Source organism: Pseudomonas sp. Pdm06 (genome assembly GCF_014851795.1).
Classification (GTDB): domain Bacteria; phylum Pseudomonadota; class Gammaproteobacteria; order Pseudomonadales; family Pseudomonadaceae; genus Aquipseudomonas; species Aquipseudomonas fluorescens_AA.
This window is the reverse complement of the sequence record NZ_JACVAH010000014.1, coordinates 78,411-95,878: the sequence shown is the minus strand read 5'-3', so window position 1 is coordinate 95,878 and position 17,468 is coordinate 78,411. Positions and strand designations below refer to the sequence as shown.

Below are 17,468 nucleotides of genomic sequence, written 5' to 3'. Positions count from 1 at the left end.
ACGGAGATCGCCATGAACATTTCACTGCGTTTCATCCTGGTACTAGTGGGTCTGGCCAATCTTCCGGCCCTGGCCCTGGAGCAATCCCAGGAACAAGCCATGCCACGGACACAGGCCTCCAGCCTGAATTGCCAGCCCCCCAGCACGGCGCCAGCGGCCACCGCCAGCCAGGACCTGTTCGATCAATACAGCTGGCAGCTGTTCATCGCCGTGAACTGGCCCGCCCAGGCAGGGCAGCGCGGTGATCCCGACTGCAGCAAGCAACCGGGGGATCCTGGCTACACCGTCTGGCAGACCTACAAGACCGTGGAAGAAATCTTCCTGCCACGGGGGGCCGATCCAGGCCCCTGGAACACCCCGCAACTGGCCAAGAGCCTGGGCATCATCAACATCGCCGCGCTGAAGAACAGCTCCTTGGTGAATGCCGTCGACCAGGCCGTCGGCGGCTGGCTGGTCGACCAGGCCGGCAACCCGACCTACTACGACATCTCGGCCAACGAGACCTCCTACAACTACATCGTCGCCAACCAGTTCTATAACGCCGATGTGGTGTCCAAAGCCAACAACATCACCTTTCCCTACGGGGTCATCGAGGTCAAATCGAGCTGGCGCATCCTTACCACGCATGACAACGCCAGCCGCTACCTGACCATGCTCGCCCGCGTCGCCACGTTCGACGACCAAGGCCAGCGCACCGGCGTCACCGAGGCCTACCTGGGCCTGGTGGGGTTGCACATCATCACCAAGGTGAACGGTTATCCGCAGTGGATCTGGTCGACCTTCGAACAGATCGACAACGTTGCGCCCAAAGCGCTGGTGAACGGGGTATGGGTCGACCAGCCGGTAGCCGGCACGGCCTATTCCTACTTCAACCCCAACGCGCCGGCAGCCAGCCTCAACCAGTCACCCTGCGACTGGCAGACCCAGGGCGCACACCTGGTCTGCGTGCCCAAACCCGGCACCACCTTCCAGACCCCGAACCCGTTGAACCGGTTCACCCCGATCGCCGAGATCACCAACGAGGTCAACGCCCGCTACCGCAGCGACCCGGACCTGCAACGCAGCGTGTTGAAGTACTACCAACTCATCACCACCCAGCGTCCGCTGATGCCGGACAACCCCAGCAACCCACTGGGCCAGCCGACACCCGCCCTTTCGGCCAACGTGACCATGGAAAGCTACATCCAGCCCAACAGCAGTTGCATGAACTGCCACTCCATGGCGACCCCGGTCAAGAGCCCCTACAAATCCGATTACTCCTACCTGTTCAAATTCGCCAATTCGCCTGTCGGCAAAACCATCAAGGACGAGGAATAACTCATGAGCATCCTGAACGGACCACGGCTGAATTTCTGGGGCGGCATCCGCACGGACGTCAGCCTGCCGAACAACTCCCCGACCATTCCCTACGATGGCAACGATGACTGGCCGCTCTTCGACCTGACCACCTCGACCCTGGCACCCGGGGCCCAGTCCTACACCGACGACCAGTTGAACAACATGATCAATGCCCCCACCGGCAACTACTACACCGCCGGTGGCTGGAATCATTACGGGCAGCATGTCGTCGACATGCAGAACGCCTTGATCAGCTCCCAGGGCATCCCCGGCAGCATCAACACCACCGGCGACCTGGTGGGCCAGGCCGTCTACCTGCTCGGCTCGGTGGACCCGGTGACCGGCCAGGGACCGGTGTCCGGCCCGATGATGGTGGACCTGGACCCCACTGCCTCGACGACCACCCAGATCTTCGTCGGCGGTCTGCAAATCGGCGGCAACGACAACATCCAGTTGCTGATTCGCAGCGACACCGTGTGCAGCAGTTTCGACGTCGCGGGACGTGTGCTGTTGCCGGCGAAAATGGATGCGCCGGGCTCTTTCCACGCCAGTGGCACCTTTCAACTGACGTTCCCCTTGAGCAGCATCGTCAGCTGGAACCAGAACAGCAGCGGCCTGCGCGCGATCATCCAGGCACCGAATGCCACGGGCATTGTCCTGCGTTTCGTCATGTTCGAAATGTGCCCCACGATGACCACCGAACAACTGGACGCCGACTACGCCGCCGGCAAGTACACCCCCAACCCGAGCATCGGCCGGGTCATCGGCACGCTGGCCCCGGCCTTCGCCAACGAGCCGCTGAACTGCCAGCCGGGCCGGCAACTGGTCAACCAGAGCACGGGCAATGCTGGCTATGCCGACCTGGACAATACCGGTTACCTGAGCATCGACATGGTGAACGTCATTCCGAAGGAGACCTTCCGGGCTGTCAGGGACGACATCACCAGCCCGATCGGCCCCAACGCCAATTACGGGACCGTGACCATCAGCGCCGGCGCCACCACCCTGACGACCCTGGAGCCGACCAGCCGCTTTTTATTGGACTACTACGTGTACGGCGGCATCGTCGACCTGCCCCTGACCTTCGATCAGCTAGAGGCAGTACGGACCTCTGCCTTGGCGATCAACGCACCGGGCAAGGTCGCCGGTACCACGTTGCAAGCCACCGAGTCGACCTATCGGATCTATGCCGACCAGCGCAACGTCTACCTGGAGGACTACCCCAACGGCCTGTCGATCACCCTGCAGGTCCGGTACCTGGGCGGCGCGGTGCCCAGCACCACCGAAATCGGCCTGAAGGCAATCCCGGCAGCCGATCCCCCCACGTACAAAGAACCACAGTACTGGGACTTCCTCGACTACCCTGACTCGCTGACGGTCAGCGCCGGCCAGCTTTCAGTCAGCTTCCCCGTCACCGTCAAACCGGGCAGCGCCGCCCAGGCCGGTTTCGTCGCCCTGACCTGCACGGCCAACGGCCTCGACAGCAGCGCTTACTTCACCAACTTTCGCAAATACGCCCAGACCGACTTCGGCATTCCCCAGGGCACGACCGTCACCTGGCCGCTGATGTACCCCAACGTCCTGCGCTTTCACTACCTGGCCTTCCCTGCCATGTCGCGCTACATCCCGCTGAATCAGCCCGACGCCATCATGGGTGCCAAGAACCCCATCCTGGCCCGCACCTCGGATGCGTACAAAGGCACCACGCTGTTCATGCCGGTGGTGCGCTCGATGTCGCCCTGCCAGCGGGCACTGCTGCGGGCCTACCTCACCGGTGAACCGTGGCAACCGCCGCAATGACCGCGTCCCCCTTTTGTTCACGGAGAGAGCCTATGTCAGTTCCCCTTAAGATCCCCGCACACCCGGAGGAAAGCCTGCGCCCCAGCACCCTTATCGCCGAGGACCTGCTGAACCCTCGTGGTCTCTGCCTGCAAGCCGACGGCAGCCTGCTGCTCACCGAAGCAGGTTCCGGCTTGCCCGACCAACCTTTCAGCGGCCGTATCAGTCGACTGCGCCCGGATCCGCAGCGGCCCGGCGCCTACCTGCCCCGCGAAACACTGGCGCAAGGGTTTCGCGCCATGAACATGCAGGCACGCATGCTGCGCGATGAAATCATGGGGCTGTCGGACATCGCCTGCGGTGATGGGCGCTGCCTGGTCAGCCAGACCGATTACGTCGCGGGTTCCAAACTGCTGGACCTGCAATTCACGCCGCCCGAGCCGGTCTTCCATAGCCGCGGCAACCTGAACGCGCTGTGCTACCACCCGACCCGCCGCAGTTGGCTGGCCGTCAAGCCCGATACCAATCAGTTGGTGGAGTTCGTCACGGGCCAAGAGGAGCGCGTGCTGGCTCAACTGCCCGAACTGGATCAAGGCCAGGAAGCCGTTCCCGTGACCCTGGTGTACGAACCGGCGACAGACGCTGTGCTGATCAGTCTGTTCTCGGGGGAACTGCACGGCGACCCGAGCCGCAAGGGCATCGACTTTGCCGAAAAGGCCGGCCAGGTGATCCGGGTCTGGCCCGCCAGCGCCGAGATCGACATCCTGATTCGCGGCCTGCAACTGCCCACCGGGCTGGCGCTGCGCCCCAACGGCCACCTGCTGGTACTGGAACTCTGCGAGCGCTTGCAACAACCCTTGCTCTCCGACTGGAACGGCGAACCCCTGCATGGCGGCTTTACCCGGTTCAGTGGGCGACTGCTGAGCTGCGACTTGCAAACAGCCCAGGTCACCGTGCTCGCCCGAGGCTTGGATACCCCGTCCAACCTGTGCCTGTTACCCGACGCGGTACTGGTCAGCGAAGGCATGGGCCTGGTCGGAAGGCCACTGCCCACGCCAGAGGAAAACGTGGTGCCGTTACGCGGCAGGCTTCGTCGGGTGCAACTCTGACAAAAACACCGGCCGGGTGCACAGCCCGGCCGGTGACCCAGGTGTCATCCAGCACTCGATTCAGCCTGCGGTAACGGTCATGCCACCGTCGGCCATGACCACCGCGCCGACCACAAAGCTCGCGCGATCCGAGGCCAGGAACGCAACCACCTCGGCAATTTCTTCCGGCTGCGCGGCCCGGCCGATGGGCGCGGCTTCACCGTGCTGGGCGAGGAACGCCGGACCGTCCTCGACCACGTCATTGAGGATGTTGGTCACCACATCGCCAACACCGATGGCATTGACGCGAATGCCATGCTTGATGACTTCCAGTGCCAGGGTGCGCGTCAGTTGCGCCAGGGCACCTTTGGACGCGGTGTAGGCGGCAATGGTCGGGAAGGCAAAATAGGACGCGTAGGACGCAATGTTGACGATGGCCCCCGCCTTGTTCGGCATCATCGCCTTGACCGCTTCGCGTGAATGCAGGAAAGCGGCCGTGGCGTTGACCGCCTGGATGCGCTCCCAGTCCTGGCGCGTCATGTCGATGACGAGTTTATTGATGATGATCCCGGCATTGTTGACCAGGATGTCCAGCCGGCCGAACTGCTCGACGGCCAGGCCGACGGCGCGCTCGGCGGCGCCATCCGCGGTGATATCGGCCTCCAGCGGCACCAGCCCGGGACGGGCCAGCTCATGGACGGCGGGGTTGATGTCTTCAGCGATTACCTTGGCGCCGCGGGCATGCAACAGCAATGCGATGGCCTTGCCGATGCCACTGGCGGCGCCAGTGACCAGTGCAACCTTGCCTTGGACTTCGTGGGGAATGTTGTGTTGGATATCAGTCATGATCGCTCTCCTGCGTGAGCGGGCAGACGAGACATTCGCCTGCCCGGCGCCCGTGGCGCTGTCGTTATCGACGACTTCACTTTCTCGCAATGGCGACTGCCAGGCTTTCGCAGGCTTGCTGGGACTGTCGGGGTTTTGCGCAAATGTGGCCAGAGATGGCCACCGCCGGGCTGTGTAGGCGCTGGCGAAGCCTGCGATCTTTTGATCTTTCGCTTGAGATTCAAGTGTCTGGGGAAAGATCGCAGCCTCGTTGCACTCGACAGCGCCTACAAGGTCAGGAACAGCGCGGAGGTCCAGACCCGCGACTGATCCCGCTGGCGGGCACAGATGAACAAGGGGTGTTCACGCCCTGGATCAAGCCCCAGGCGGGCCAGTTCGATGCGCCCCTGCAACTCACGGGGCAACGGTGCAGCGGTCATCCGTTCCAGGGACAGCTTCAACTCCGCGCCCGGCAACTGCTCGACCACTTGCGATTGCGCCAACAACTCATCGCCGGACAGCTCCATCACCACCGTCGGTGCGTGCACGTAAGGTTGCGGTTCGGACGGGTCGCCGACCTTGACGTAATTGTCGATACGGCTGTGGATCTGTAGCGTGGCGCCGGCCAGTTGCGACAGGTCGATTTCGATGCTGTCGGTATCGCCGTTGGTGTCGGTGCGAAACGCCAGGACCGTGGCGTCCTTGCGCCATACGGTCTGCTCGGGATGGTCGAGGCCCAAGGCGCGGAAACCATTGATGACCGCGCCGGTGATACGGATTTCGCCAGTCCAGTACGCACCGCGATAGCGGTCCTTGATCCGCGCGCCACCCAGGCGCAGGCGAATGCGTTGCGCGCAGAAACCCAGTTCCTGGTGCAGGTTGCGCGACCAGATCAACTGGTCGCCATCGAACAGATCGACCTGCTCCCACCCTGCCTCTCCCAGCAGTCGATAGTCCAGGGAGGCATTTGAATCGGCAGTGAAGACTTCCCCCATGAAGTGCTTGCCCTGGCGCAGGCTGGCGAACGAACGCTCCCCGGTCGTGGCGAAGGTACGGCGGGCGCGTAGGGCCTTGCCGACGCTGGCGCGGTCGAAAGCCTCGGCGACCACCCCCGTCAACCCGCCACGGGAGCCGAACACTGCCGTGGCCGGAACGCCGCCACCGCAGCGGCCCTGGTGCTCATCGCTGTTCGCGGCGGCGCCAACCCGATAGCCACGCTGCAGCGCCTCGGCGTAGACCCAATGGAACTGGCCCCAGGCCGAACCCACCTCGATCAGCCTCTCGAGTTCCGGGTGATGCCAGTCGAGGTTGCAACGGCGTCCGCCGACATGGGGCATCATCAGATGGCCTTCCGGGTCCTTGGCATAGGCGGCGTACAACTCGTCCACCGGCCAGGCGCCTGGCTTGATGGTGCCAGCGGTGAACTCGTTCCATTCGAAGGAACGCACCAGTCGTCCTTGATTGTCGAAGGGGAACTCGGGTTTGCGGTCATGCAGGAATACGACGTTGCGGTCGCCGCCCGCACAAGAGTTACCGCACCATTCGGTCCCGGGATAACACACGAATCGGCCCGGCTCATTGAGCTCGTGGATCAGCTTGACCGCCTGGTCCCAGCGTTGCTCGGTGATATTGAAGTCATTGGCGGTGTAGCCGAGGACGTCGAGCCCGGCGACATCGCGACCGTAGCTGAGGTTGTACAGCGTGTCGTTGGTGCCCACCGTGTCATCGGAGTGCACATGCAGGTCGGCGTAGAGCGGGCGCAGCGCCGTACCGGCCGGGTCGACAGTGACGAAGGCCTGGGCCCCGTCGACAAACGGCGCCGCCACGTTGGCGGACAAACGCCACTCGCCCACGGCGCCGAGGTCAAGCGCCTCGAGCCGGGCCGTCGCCCAACCTTCGGACGCCAGCGTGAACGGCTGTCGGCGCTCGCCGCCCTCCGGATCAACCAGGGTCAGGACACCTTCGAGCGGCAAGTTTCGGCAGGTGTTGCCCCAGGCATCGTCCACCCGCAAGAGGACATCGAAGGCTTCCCCGGCGCTGACCAGTCGAGGCACGATCAGCTGCACGCGCTGCGCCGGTCCCGGCACGATGTCCAACAAGGGATCGCCCGGCACTTCGGCAAATTTCGAGCTGCCCAGCGGGTCGATAAACAGGCGGAAACGGAAGTCCTTCTCGACGAAACTCTGCACCCGCGTCCCCGCCCCGCCCTGGCGTCGGTCACCCAGGCGAATGATGACTTTATCGCCCGGGTTCAGGTACCCGTCGATGATGTCGATGATGATCGCTTTCTGGAATGGCCGTTCATGGCCCTTCTGGTCGAAGCGCACCTTCAAGTGCTGCACCGTGGCCTGGCTCTGGCCAGGGACCAGCTCACCGGCCTGGTATTCGGCGCTGACATAGTTGGGGCCGGCCGGGTTCGAGGTCTGGAACAAGGCCCAGTCGGAATAGAACTTGAAGGCCAGCTTGAGCCACGCGCCGTCGGCCAGGCCACTGCCACCGACCTCGTAGACCAGGGTGATTTCATCCCACTGCCCGGCGACCAGCGTGTCACGGTCGCAGTGGACGCTGCCCAGGAACGGACGTTTCTTGTTGCGCTCGTACAGGCCTTGTGGGGCGATGTAATGCCCGGCTTCGCGGGGATCGAAAACGTTACTCACATGACACCTCGTGCAGTGGTCCACTGAAGGGTTCGAATACGTGGGGCGATGCTTATTGCACGCGCCATTGCTGGTAGTGACGCTCGATGCGCCGGAACACAAAGCTTTCCATGAGCCAGGCAATCAAGCCGATCACGACAATGCCCAGCAGCACCTGGCTGCTGTTGCCGATCTGCCCGCCCGTGGCGACCATCCAGCCGATGCCGCGGGAAGCGCCGATCATTTCCGCCGCCACCAGCGCCCGCCAGCCCTGGCTGAAGCCGATGCGCAAGGCGGCGGTCACGAACGGCAACGAGGCCGGTAAATAGACGTGGGCCAACAGTTGCCAGGCGTTGGCACCCAAGGTCCGTGCCGCGCGAACTTCACCGCCGCGGATGCTCTGCACGCCCTCTTGGATGGTCACCGCCATGGGGAACATCGCGGCAATGAAAATCACCAGCACGATGGAGACATAACCCAGGCCGAAAATGATCATGATCAGCGGCGCCCAGGCAATCGGCGGGATGGCCATGAACAGGCTGTTGAGCGGTGAGATGAAATCGCGAAAGCGCGAGGACAGGCCAGCGGCCGTGCCCAGCAGGAGCGCAACGATCACCGCGGCGCAAAAACCACCCAGTTCTTCCAGCACGCTGGCCTGCAGGTGCTGCCACAACGAACGGTCCCCCAGCCAGCGCAGCGCCTCGCGGGCAACGTCCCAAGGCTGAGGCAGGATGTAGGTGGGAAAGCGGCTCGCCAGGGCGATCCAGATCAACAACAGGAATGGCAGCGACGCCCATCCCCAATTCGGTTTTGGCAAGGACATGACGGACTCAGTGCGCGGCTTTTTCCAGGTAGGAGGTATCCACGATCTGTTCGGTCTTGAGCGTGGTGTCGATAAAACCCAGGTCGTGGGAATAATCCATCAGGCGCTGGATGAACTGGATGTCCGCCGCCTGCAAGTCCGCCGACCAGCCCAGCCGGGTTCGGGCCTGGGCAACGATGGTTTCCGGCGCGATGGTCTTGCCGTCAATGCCTTGCACCGATTCGAGCTTGAATGCCTCGGCGATGAGCCGGTTCGATTCGTCGGGATGTTCATTGAGGAAGGCGATGGCCTTGCGATGGGCGCGTAACAGCTTCACCACGTCATCCGGACGCTCCTGCAAGGTTTTCGGCAAGGCGATCACCACGTACCACGGGTACTGGGGCAACGCCTGGTTGACGTCCAGCAGGATCCGGCTCGAACCGCGCAACACCGACTGGCTGACGAAGGGCTCCCAGGAAAATGCCGCGTCGACGATGCCACGTTCAAGGGCAGCGTTCATGTTGCCCGGCGGCATGTCGATGATGTCCAGGTCCTTGTCGGGATCGAGCCCGGCCTTTTCCTTCAGGACATAACCGCGCAGCAGCACATCCATGCCACTGCCCTTCTTGACCCCGGCGAGTTTTTTCCCCTTGAGCGCTTCCAGCTGGGTGATCGGACTCTTGGCGTCGACAATCACCGCGGCCTGGCCGTAATTGACCTTCGCCAGGATCCGGCTTTGCAGCCCGCGGGAAAACCACTGGTACACCGGTGGGGTGCCGACATAGGCCACGTCCAGTTCACCGGCGGCCAGTGCCTGCTGGATCACCGGGCCATCGCCCAAGGCCTTGAGGTCGACGTTCAAGCCTTCTTCGCGGTAGTAACCTTGTTTGTCGGCGATCAGTGCCGGGGCGTTGGCCATGGCGAAGACATAACCCACGCGCAAGGGTTTCGCCTCGCCCGCCACGGCGAAGGCGCTGCCTGCCAACGTGGCGGCAGACAATGTAAGGGCAAGCAGCGAACGTTTGATCATGCTGTCAGCTCAAGTCGAGGGGTGGGGTAAACCGTGGTGTCGCAGGCGTCCATCACCTGGGCAATGCGCGTCATCAGCTCATTGCGGTAATCGAGGAACGCCGGCAGGCGACGGGTTTTCAGGTTGCTGCGGGGACGCGGCAGGTGGATCTCCAGCTCGCTGTGAATACCGCCCGGCGCGATGTTGAGCACGATGACCCGATCGGCCAGGAACACCGCTTCGTCGATGTCGTGGGTAATGAACAACACCGTCTGGCCCAGTTCGGCCCAGATGCGCAACGTCTCTTCGTTCATGCTGTTGCGACTGATGGCATCGAGCGCGGCGAACGGCTCGTCCATCAGCAACACGCTGGGTTCCAGTGCCAGGGTTCTCGCCAGGGAGACACGCTGCTGCATGCCGCCGGAAAGCTGGTGCGGCAACCGCTGCGCCGCACTCTCCAGACCGACCAGGCGCAGGTACTGCAACGCCTGTGCGCGCTGCTGCGCTTCGTCGGTGCGGGCGCTCATCCGCAGACCGAAACGAACGTTTTCCAGGGCACTCAACCAGGGGAACAATTGCGGCGCCTGGAATACATAACCCAGCTCCGAGCGCTCCGGGCGTACCGCGGTCTGGTTGATGGTGATCTGGCCGCTTTGCGGTTGCACAAACCCTGACAACAAGTTCAGCAAGGTGGTTTTCCCGCAGCCGGATGGCCCGAGGATCGCGACGAACTCGCCGGGTTTGGCGTTCAGGCTGAAAGAAGAAAACACGCGGTGCCCATTGGGGTAGCTGAAGCTGATGTCATCGACCGTCAGGGCGTCGGCTTGCGGCTGCGGGCAAGGGAGGGTTTTGGGCATGGCAAGTGTCGTCAGGTCGTTTACAATGGGAATGCCTGACATAATACGTATTAATACAAGTAGTCCCAATAACCTATTTTTATAACCTTAGAAGTGAAGGCACCCTGCCCCACTCAAGGCCATGGAAGCTGACAGTGTCCACCTCCATTCTTCGCGACAGCACCACCTCGCTCTACGAACAGATCGCCCATCAACTGCTGGAAGAAATCCAGCGCGGCGACTACGAACCCAGCGGCAAGCTACCGTCCGAGGCGCAGTTGGGCGAACGGTTCGGGGTGAGCCGCGTCACGGTTCGCCTGGCAGTGGGCAAACTCAGTGACGACGGCGTGGTGGAGCGCAAGCAAGGCAAAGGCACATTTGTCGCGGCCAAGCAGGTACGCCACGGCCTGGATGCGTTGCGCAGCTTTCATGAGGCGTTGTTGTTGCAAGGGCTGCAACCGAGCATGCAGGTGCTCAGCCATGCCCTGCAGCCCGTTCCGGAAACCCTGCGGGGTCTGTTTGAGCAAGCGCACGACTGCCTGCTTCTGGAGCGCCTGCACTTCGTCGATGACGAACCCATCGCGTTGGGACGCAGCCACCTGCCGGCAGAGTTGGCCAGCGTGGCCTGGGCTGAGGTCGAACATCAGCCGATCTATTCCATTCTCGAATCGATCACCGGCCTGGCGGTCAGCCGCGCCGACCTGGCCATCCGTGCACAGGAAGCCGACAAAAGCCTGGCCAGCGCACTGCACGTCAAACGCGGTGCCGCGCTGCTGGTCATGGAGCGCACGTCCTATTTCGCCGATGGCCGTTGCTGCGACCGCACGACGTTTTTCATCCGCCCGGAACGCTACGCCTTCGTGCTCAGTGGGGTGTTCAAATCCAATACCGCCAATTGATAGGATTCAAATTGGCGCGACGGTTGGGCCCGGCCTGACAAAACACTGTTCTGTAACCGGTCGCCCCCATTGCTGCCCCTCTTGCTCCTGCTCCAACCTGAAACCGAACGCTTCATACAGCTTGCGAGCAGCGTCGAGCCCCTGGAACGTCCAGAGGATCGTTGAGCTAAAGCCCCACTCGTCGCAGAACTTCATCGCTTCGGCCAACAGGCGCCTGCCAGCCCCCTTGCCGCGCGCCGAATCATCCAGGATGAAGCAGCGCAGCACCGCACTGCCGCCCTCGCCTTCGCCGTCGATGGCAATCGAACCGACTATTCGTTCGCCATCCAGGGCGACCCAGACCTCATTGCGCGGATTGTGCAGACGCCCCATCAGCTCGGCCATGTCCGATGCAACCAGGCTTTCGAACAACTGGCCGAAGTTCGAATGCCTGGCGTAATAGTCCGCATGCATTTGCACAATGCGGCCAATGACGCCGGGACGGTAGCCACGCGCGATCTCCAACTGCGCCGGCGCGGGCGGCGCTGTACCGAGCCGATGGGCGTGTAGCGCGATGGCATAGCTGGCAATCCCCTCACTCACGGTCTGACACTGCCCACTGGATAAGTGAGACATGGCCGCAACAACCTGTTGCGTGGCGAAAGCATCGATGGTTCGGAGGGTGTTTTGCCCCTGGGCGGTGAGTCGCAATCTCTTGGCCCGCGCATCCTGTTCATGGGCAACTTCTTCGATCTCGCCGGCCTCGATGAGCTTGCGAACCATCCGGCTTACGCTGGATTTTTCCAGGCCGAGCAGCTCGACAAGCTCGCCCGCAGTCAGGGATTGGCGATTGCCGAGTTCCACGATGGTGTGCACCGACGACGGCGGATAATCCGTCGCAGCCAATGTGGTGTGCATGAACCCCAGCTCCCGCACCATGAGACGCGACGCCGAACGGATGTTCTCAATCAGATCTGGTGGGCAATGATTCACGGGGACCTCGGACGCGATGGGTATTTAGTTGTACCACACAACTAAATACCCATCCGTGCGTTCAGTCAAGCTTTCCAGTCCATATCCCAGGAGCAACGGCCACGCCGCGCAGCGAATGGAACATGCACCTAATGATCGCCATGAAGGCTATTGACCCGACTGTCCGCCAGCTTGAACACCACGCGCTGAGGGTGGTTGATCGAGACCAGGTACTCCACGGGCTGCCCTTGGCGGTCGAAGATCACGCCCCGGTAGACCAGCGCCGCCGTCCCGGGCTCGACGTCGAGCAAGCGCGCCTCCTGGTCGTTCATCGTGGCGATGCTCAGCGTGCCCTCGTCGCTTTCTATTTCAATCTGGTAGCGCGATAACAACAATGCATACAACGAAGCCCCCTCGATCAGGTCTCCCGCCACCAGCTCCGGTGCCCGGGCGGCCGGGATGTAACTGGTCTCGATGCAGAATGGCTTTTGATCCACGGTGCGCAGGCGCCTGATGGTCAGCAAGGGGTCGCCTTCCTGGATTTTCAGCAGTTTCGCCACACGAGCACTGGCTTGGGTTTGTTCGAAGTAGAGCAATTTACTGCCCGGCCGGGCGCCAGCCTGCTCGACCACTTCGGCGATACCTTTGCGCGCGACGGTATTGAGCGGCCGCTCGACACCTGGCGCCGTGACGAAGGTGCCACGATTGCCCCGACGCTCCAGGACCCCGCGATCGATCAGCGTCTGCAGGGCCTTGCGCAGGGTCATCCGGCTGATCCCCAGGTGCTCGGCAAGATCCCGTTCCGCCGGGATCCGTTCAGTGGGCCCGAATTCCGGGCGTTCCAGCATTTCCAGCAAGGCCTGCACAGCCTGCCAGGCCACCTGCTTGCGTTCGGGCGCCAACAGCGCAACGTCGGAAGACTTTGGAGGCGTTACTTTCATGGTCTACATCCTGGATTATTTTTTCGGCACTGCATTGCGACTGTGGAACCCCAAAATAATGTCGCAAACCCGCCAGTTTGATCATAAGCGGCAAAACCGCCTCGCAGAACACCGTAGAAATCACGTAGGAAGCCTATTAGACCATGGGGAAAATTCCTTGTAATGGTATTTTTCATGGTATAGCTTTTGGTCTAAATCGTGTTCATGACAGCAGCATGAACCCTTTAACAAGGCCCAGGAGTTCACATGGCGATCCAGTTCAACCGGGAAGCATTCATCAGTTCCTTGCAGCAATCCGTGCACATCGTCGACGACGCCCAGCAGTTCGGCCAGGAGTTGGCCTCGCGGATCGACCGCATCTATTTCGTCAGCTGCGGCGCTCCCAACCGCATCATGCTCGGCCTGCAATACTGGCTTGAACGCTACAGCCACACGCTGGAAGTGCGCCGTTATTTCCCGGCCGACTTCATGGACATCGATCCACCGCGCCTGGATGAACGCACCCTGGTGGTCCTGGCCTCCAAGTCCGGCACGACCCAGGAAACCATCGCCGCCGCACGCTTTCTGCAAGACAAGCCTTGCCTCACCGTAGGCGTGACCCAGACCGCCGAGTTGCCACTGGCCCAGGCCGTCCAACATTGCTTCCTGCTAGGACGTACCGACGAAGCCTACTTCGGTTGTTTCATGACGCTCCAGGCCCTGATCGGCGGGATCCTGGCCAAGCGCGAAGGCTGGCCGCTGCTGGACAAGCTCACCCGCTCGCTCAAGGCATTGCCAAGGGCCCTGGCCGATGCCGCGATCAATAATGACCAACGGGCAACCGAAGAGGCACGCCTCTACAAAGATGACCGCGTCATGTATTTCCTTGCTTCGGGGCCGATGTTCACCACAGCCTATGTGTTCGGCGTCTGCGTGGTCATGGAAAGCCAGTGGTTGCATTGCCTGCCGGTGGAAGCCGCGGAGTTTTTCCACGGCCCGTTCGAAGCCATCGATGCCACCACGCCCCTGCTCCTGCTGGTAGGCGAAGACCCCAGTCGTGCACAGATGGAGCGCGTCGTGCGGTTCTGCCAGCGCTACACGGAACGGGTCATGGTCTATGACGCCAAGGACTTCCCGATGGAGGGCATCGACCCCGAGATCCGCGCCATTGTCGCGCCCTACATTGTCGGCATCGCCGTGGAACGCATCGCCGCCCACCTGGCGGTCTGGCACCAACAGCCACTGACGACCCGCCGCTACATGTGGAAAACGGAGTACTGAGCATGGCCAGCCTGATCGCGGTCGGTGACAACACCCTGGACGTCTACCTGGACCAGAACATCGAATACCCCGGCGGCAATGCACTCAATGTCGCGGTATTCGCCGCCCGGCTGGGTGCTCGCAGTGCCTACCTGGGCTGCGTTGGCGATGACCGGCACGGCCAGTACCTGCTCGATTGCCTGCAACAGGAAGCGGTCGATGCTTCACGCTGCCGGACGTTATCGGGTGCCAATGGCTGGGCGTGCGTCGACAGCGTCGAGGGCGAGCGGGTGTTCCTCGGCAGCGATCCTGGCGTGTGCCGCCAACTGCGCCTCGATGCCGACGACCTGGCCTATATCGGTACATTCCCGTTGGCACACAGCAGCCTCTACAGCGGCCTGGAAGATCAATTGGCCCAGGTTCGCCAGGCCAGTGGTTGCCTGTCCTTCGACTTCTCGGACAACTGGGTCGAGTTCGACTTGCAGCCCCTGATCCAGCACGTCGACGTCGCCTTTTTCTCGGCGGCCGATCTCTCGTCGGCGCAAGCCATTGAACTGGCGAACGCGATGCGGGCCAAGGGGCCGGCGGTGGTGGTCATCACTCGCGGAGCCCAGGGCGCCCTCGCAGTCGACGCCCAGGGAGCCCGCGAACAACCCGCGCTGCCTTGTGCGTTCGTCGACAGCATGGGCGCCGGCGACGGCTTTATCGCTGCGTTCCTGCTGGCATGGCAGGCACGCCAGGACCTTGCCGATTGCCTGGCACAAGGCGCCGCTTATGCCGGCCAGGTGTGTGGCTGGGCCGGCGGCTTTGGCCATGGTCAAGCCGTGGGCGCCGAACGCGCCGAACACCTCAAACAAGCCTTGGATCTTCGAGGCTGAAGCACGCTGCCCCGGGCCAACGCCCGAGGCGGTTCCACCTACCTGTCGTGGATACCCTGTCGATGAAAAAATGTCTGATCGGTTTGATGCTCGTGGCCAGTCCGTTGATGACCTGGGGCGCCAGCGAAGAGCTGCGTTTCGGGGTAGATCCCACCTATCCACCCTTCGAATCCAAGCGGCCGGACGGCTCGCTGACCGGTTTCGATATCGAGTTGGGCGAAAGCCTGTGCAGTGAGTTGAAGCGACGTTGCGTCTGGGTGGAAAACGCCTTCGACGGCATGGTCTCGGCCCTCAAGGGCAAGAAGTTCGACGGGATACTGTCGGCCCTTTCGATCACCGAAGAACGCAAAGCCGAAATCGCCTTTTCCAACACCCTCTATGACACCCCGGCACGCCTGGTAGCCCCTGAAGGCAGCCCGTTGCAACCAACGGCCGAATCCCTGCGCGGCAAGCGCATCGGCGTGCAGCAAGGCAGTGTGTTCGAAGTCTATGCCAAGCGGATGTGGGGCCTGAAGGGCGTGGAGGTGGTGCCCTACCAAAGCAGCGACCTGACCTATTCAGACCTGATCAACGGTCGGCTGGATGCGGCGTTCGACGATGCCATCGCCGTCGCCGAAGGCCTGCTGAAGAAGCCGATGGGCAAGGGATTCGGCTACGCCGGCGAGGTGGTCAAGTCGCCGGAGATCTTCGGGCCGGGCACGGGGATCGGCTTGCGCAAAAGCGACACCGCCCTGGCTGGCGAAATCAACCAGGCGCTCGAACGGATCCACCAGAACGGTACCTACGAACGCATCGCCAGGAAGTACTTCGACTTCGATATCTCACCGAAATGAACCACCCGAGTGGAGCCTGAAGCATGTTTCTCGAGGGATACGGCTATCTGATTTTCCAGGGCGCGTGGCTGACCGTGCAGGTGGCCACCTGGGCCGCCTGCGTCGCCCTCGTGCTTGGCCTGCTCGGGGCCTTGGCGAAACTCTCGCCACTGGCACCGCTGCGGCTGGTCGCGACGCTCTACACCACGCTGGTGCGCAGTGTGCCGGACCTGGTGCTGATGCTATTGATCTACTACAGCGCGCAGATCGGACTCAACCAAGTGGCAGAAGCGTTTGGCCGTGAATCGCTCCAGTTGAACCCTTACGGTACGGCGATCGGCACCTTGGGCTTCATTTACGGTGCCTATTGCGCCGAAACCTTTCGTGGTGCCTTCCAGGCGATAGCGTTCGGCCAACTGGAAGCGGCCCGAGCCTATGGCATGAGCCATTGGCAGGTGCTGCGGCGTATCCGGCTGCCACAGATGATGCGGTTTGCATTGCCCGGCATCGGCAATATCTGGCAAGTGCTCCTGAAAAGCGCGGGCCTGATCTCGCTGCTGGGCCTCAACGACATGGTCCAAGTGGCCAAACAGGCGGGCAATGCGACCTCGAGGCAGATGTTCTTCTACCTGGTGATTGCCGCGATCTTCCTGGCTTTCGCAATTCTTTCAAGCCTGGTGCTCAAACACCTGGAACGGCGCTACAGCCTTGAACCGCAGCGGAGTGTGTCATGATCGAGATTCTGAAGGAATTCGGACCGAACTTCCTCTGGTCCGACGGTTACCGCTGGAGTGGCCTGGTCGTCACGCTATGGTTATTGGTCACGTCCGCCGTCATCGGCTTGTGCGCGGCAATCCCCCTGGCGCTGGTTCGCACCTATGGCAATCGTTGGCTGGCACTGCCTGTCCAGCTTTATACCCTGGTGTTCCGCGGCACGCCGTTGTTCGTGCAACTGCTGATCATCTACAGCGGCCTGGCCAGCCTGAGCCTCATCAGGGAATCGCCGAGCCTGTGGTGGTTCTTCCGCGATGGCATGCATTGCGTGATCCTGGCCCTGGCCTTGAACACTTGTGCCTACACCGTCGAGATTCTCGCCGGCGTACTGCGCACCACCCCACGCGGCGAGATCGAAGCCGCCCTCGCCCTGGGCATGACCCGCACCCAGCTATTCCTTCTGGTGCTGATACCGAGCATGCTGCGCCGAGCACTCCCGGCCTACAGCAACGAAGTGATCTTTGTCCTGCACGCCACGGCCATCGCCTTTACCGCGACCGTTCCTGACATCCTTAAAATCGCGGCAGATGTCAACGCTGCCACCTTCAAGACGTTCCAGGCGTATGGCATTGCCGCGCTGCTCTACATGTTGCTGGCGTGCGCACTGGTGGGTGTATTCCGATTGGCTGAACGCCGATTGCTGGCCTATCAGCGATAACGA

General features: G+C 62.3%; 16 protein-coding genes. 9 read left to right on the top strand and 7 right to left on the bottom strand.

What is annotated here, in order from left to right:
- Window positions 1–12: 12 nt before the first annotated feature.
- Genes IB266_RS21780 through IB266_RS21770 form a run of 3 tightly spaced genes read left to right on the top strand, consistent with a single transcriptional unit; the run spans window position 13 to window position 4,226 of the window.
- Window positions 13–1,317: a hypothetical protein gene (locus tag IB266_RS21780; protein WP_192262385.1), complete on the top strand. Its 1,305-nt coding sequence runs from the start codon at window positions 13–15 to the stop codon at window positions 1,315–1,317.
- A 3-nt stretch (window positions 1,318–1,320) separates the two neighbouring features.
- On the top strand, window positions 1,321–3,138 hold the full coding sequence (locus IB266_RS21775) for a hypothetical protein (protein WP_192262384.1): 1,818 nt from the start codon (window positions 1,321–1,323) through the stop codon (window positions 3,136–3,138).
- Between the two features lie 32 nt (window positions 3,139–3,170).
- The gene (locus IB266_RS21770) at window positions 3,171–4,226 is read left to right on the top strand and encodes a hypothetical protein (RefSeq protein ID WP_192262383.1); all 1,056 of its coding nucleotides are present in this window, start codon (window positions 3,171–3,173) and stop codon (window positions 4,224–4,226) included.
- Between the two features lie 60 nt (window positions 4,227–4,286).
- On the opposite strand, the gene IB266_RS21765 is transcribed toward IB266_RS21770, so the two are convergent.
- From IB266_RS21765 to IB266_RS21745, 5 genes are all read right to left on the bottom strand, one after another.
- A complete protein-coding gene (locus IB266_RS21765) occupies window positions 4,287–5,051 on the bottom strand; it encodes an SDR family NAD(P)-dependent oxidoreductase (RefSeq protein ID WP_192262382.1) in 765 nt (254 codons plus the stop codon).
- A gap of 266 nt (window positions 5,052–5,317) precedes the next feature.
- Window positions 5,318–7,687: a hypothetical protein gene (locus IB266_RS21760; protein WP_192262381.1), complete on the bottom strand. Its 2,370-nt coding sequence runs from the start codon at window positions 7,685–7,687 to the stop codon at window positions 5,318–5,320.
- 52 nt (window positions 7,688–7,739) lie between these two features.
- Window positions 7,740–8,489 carry an ABC transporter permease gene (locus IB266_RS21755; protein ID WP_060741800.1) on the bottom strand — a complete coding sequence of 250 codons (750 nt, stop codon included), beginning with the start codon at window positions 8,487–8,489 and terminating at the stop codon, window positions 7,740–7,742.
- 7 nt (window positions 8,490–8,496) lie between these two features.
- A complete protein-coding gene (locus IB266_RS21750) occupies window positions 8,497–9,498 on the bottom strand; it encodes an ABC transporter substrate-binding protein (protein WP_060741799.1) in 1,002 nt (333 codons plus the stop codon).
- On the bottom strand, window positions 9,495–10,334 hold the full coding sequence (locus IB266_RS21745; RefSeq protein WP_192262380.1) for an ABC transporter ATP-binding protein: 840 nt from the start codon (window positions 10,332–10,334) through the stop codon (window positions 9,495–9,497). Before IB266_RS21745 ends, IB266_RS21750 begins: the two co-directional genes overlap by 4 nt.
- A 134-nt stretch (window positions 10,335–10,468) precedes the next feature.
- Here IB266_RS21745 and IB266_RS21740 point away from each other — a divergent pair, with 134 nt between their 5' ends.
- A complete protein-coding gene (locus tag IB266_RS21740) occupies window positions 10,469–11,212 on the top strand; it encodes a GntR family transcriptional regulator (protein WP_192262379.1) in 744 nt (247 codons plus the stop codon).
- Window positions 11,213–11,218: 6 nt separating this feature from the next.
- Here the strand turns inward: IB266_RS21740 and IB266_RS21735 are convergent, their stop codons facing one another.
- On the bottom strand, window positions 11,219–12,130 hold the full coding sequence (locus tag IB266_RS21735; RefSeq protein ID WP_192262475.1) for a helix-turn-helix domain-containing GNAT family N-acetyltransferase: 912 nt from the start codon (window positions 12,128–12,130) through the stop codon (window positions 11,219–11,221).
- A 182-nt stretch (window positions 12,131–12,312) separates the two neighbouring features.
- The gene (locus IB266_RS21730; RefSeq protein ID WP_060741795.1) at window positions 12,313–13,104 is read right to left on the bottom strand and encodes a GntR family transcriptional regulator; all 792 of its coding nucleotides are present in this window, start codon (window positions 13,102–13,104) and stop codon (window positions 12,313–12,315) included.
- A 246-nt stretch (window positions 13,105–13,350) separates the two neighbouring features.
- Here IB266_RS21730 and IB266_RS21725 point away from each other — a divergent pair, with 246 nt between their 5' ends.
- The 5 genes from IB266_RS21725 (at window position 13,351) to hisM (ending at window position 17,465) form a co-directional block, all read left to right on the top strand.
- Window positions 13,351–14,364 carry an SIS domain-containing protein gene (locus IB266_RS21725; protein WP_060741794.1) on the top strand — a complete coding sequence of 338 codons (1,014 nt, stop codon included), beginning with the start codon at window positions 13,351–13,353 and terminating at the stop codon, window positions 14,362–14,364.
- A gap of 2 nt (window positions 14,365–14,366) precedes the next feature.
- Window positions 14,367–15,221: a PfkB family carbohydrate kinase gene (locus tag IB266_RS21720; RefSeq protein WP_192262378.1), complete on the top strand. Its 855-nt coding sequence runs from the start codon at window positions 14,367–14,369 to the stop codon at window positions 15,219–15,221.
- 62 nt (window positions 15,222–15,283) lie between these two features.
- Window positions 15,284–16,054 (top strand): ABC transporter substrate-binding protein, encoded by a 771-nt coding sequence (locus tag IB266_RS21715; RefSeq protein ID WP_192262377.1) that lies wholly within the window; start codon window positions 15,284–15,286, stop codon window positions 16,052–16,054.
- Between the two features lie 23 nt (window positions 16,055–16,077).
- Window positions 16,078–16,767, top strand: a complete 690-nt coding sequence (locus IB266_RS21710; RefSeq protein ID WP_192262376.1) for an ABC transporter permease — start codon at window positions 16,078–16,080, stop codon at window positions 16,765–16,767.
- Window positions 16,764–17,465 carry a histidine ABC transporter permease HisM gene (hisM, locus tag IB266_RS21705; RefSeq protein ID WP_192262375.1) on the top strand — a complete coding sequence of 234 codons (702 nt, stop codon included), beginning with the start codon at window positions 16,764–16,766 and terminating at the stop codon, window positions 17,463–17,465. The genes IB266_RS21710 and hisM overlap by 4 nt, the downstream gene beginning before the upstream one ends.
- Window positions 17,466–17,468 lie beyond the last annotated feature (3 nt).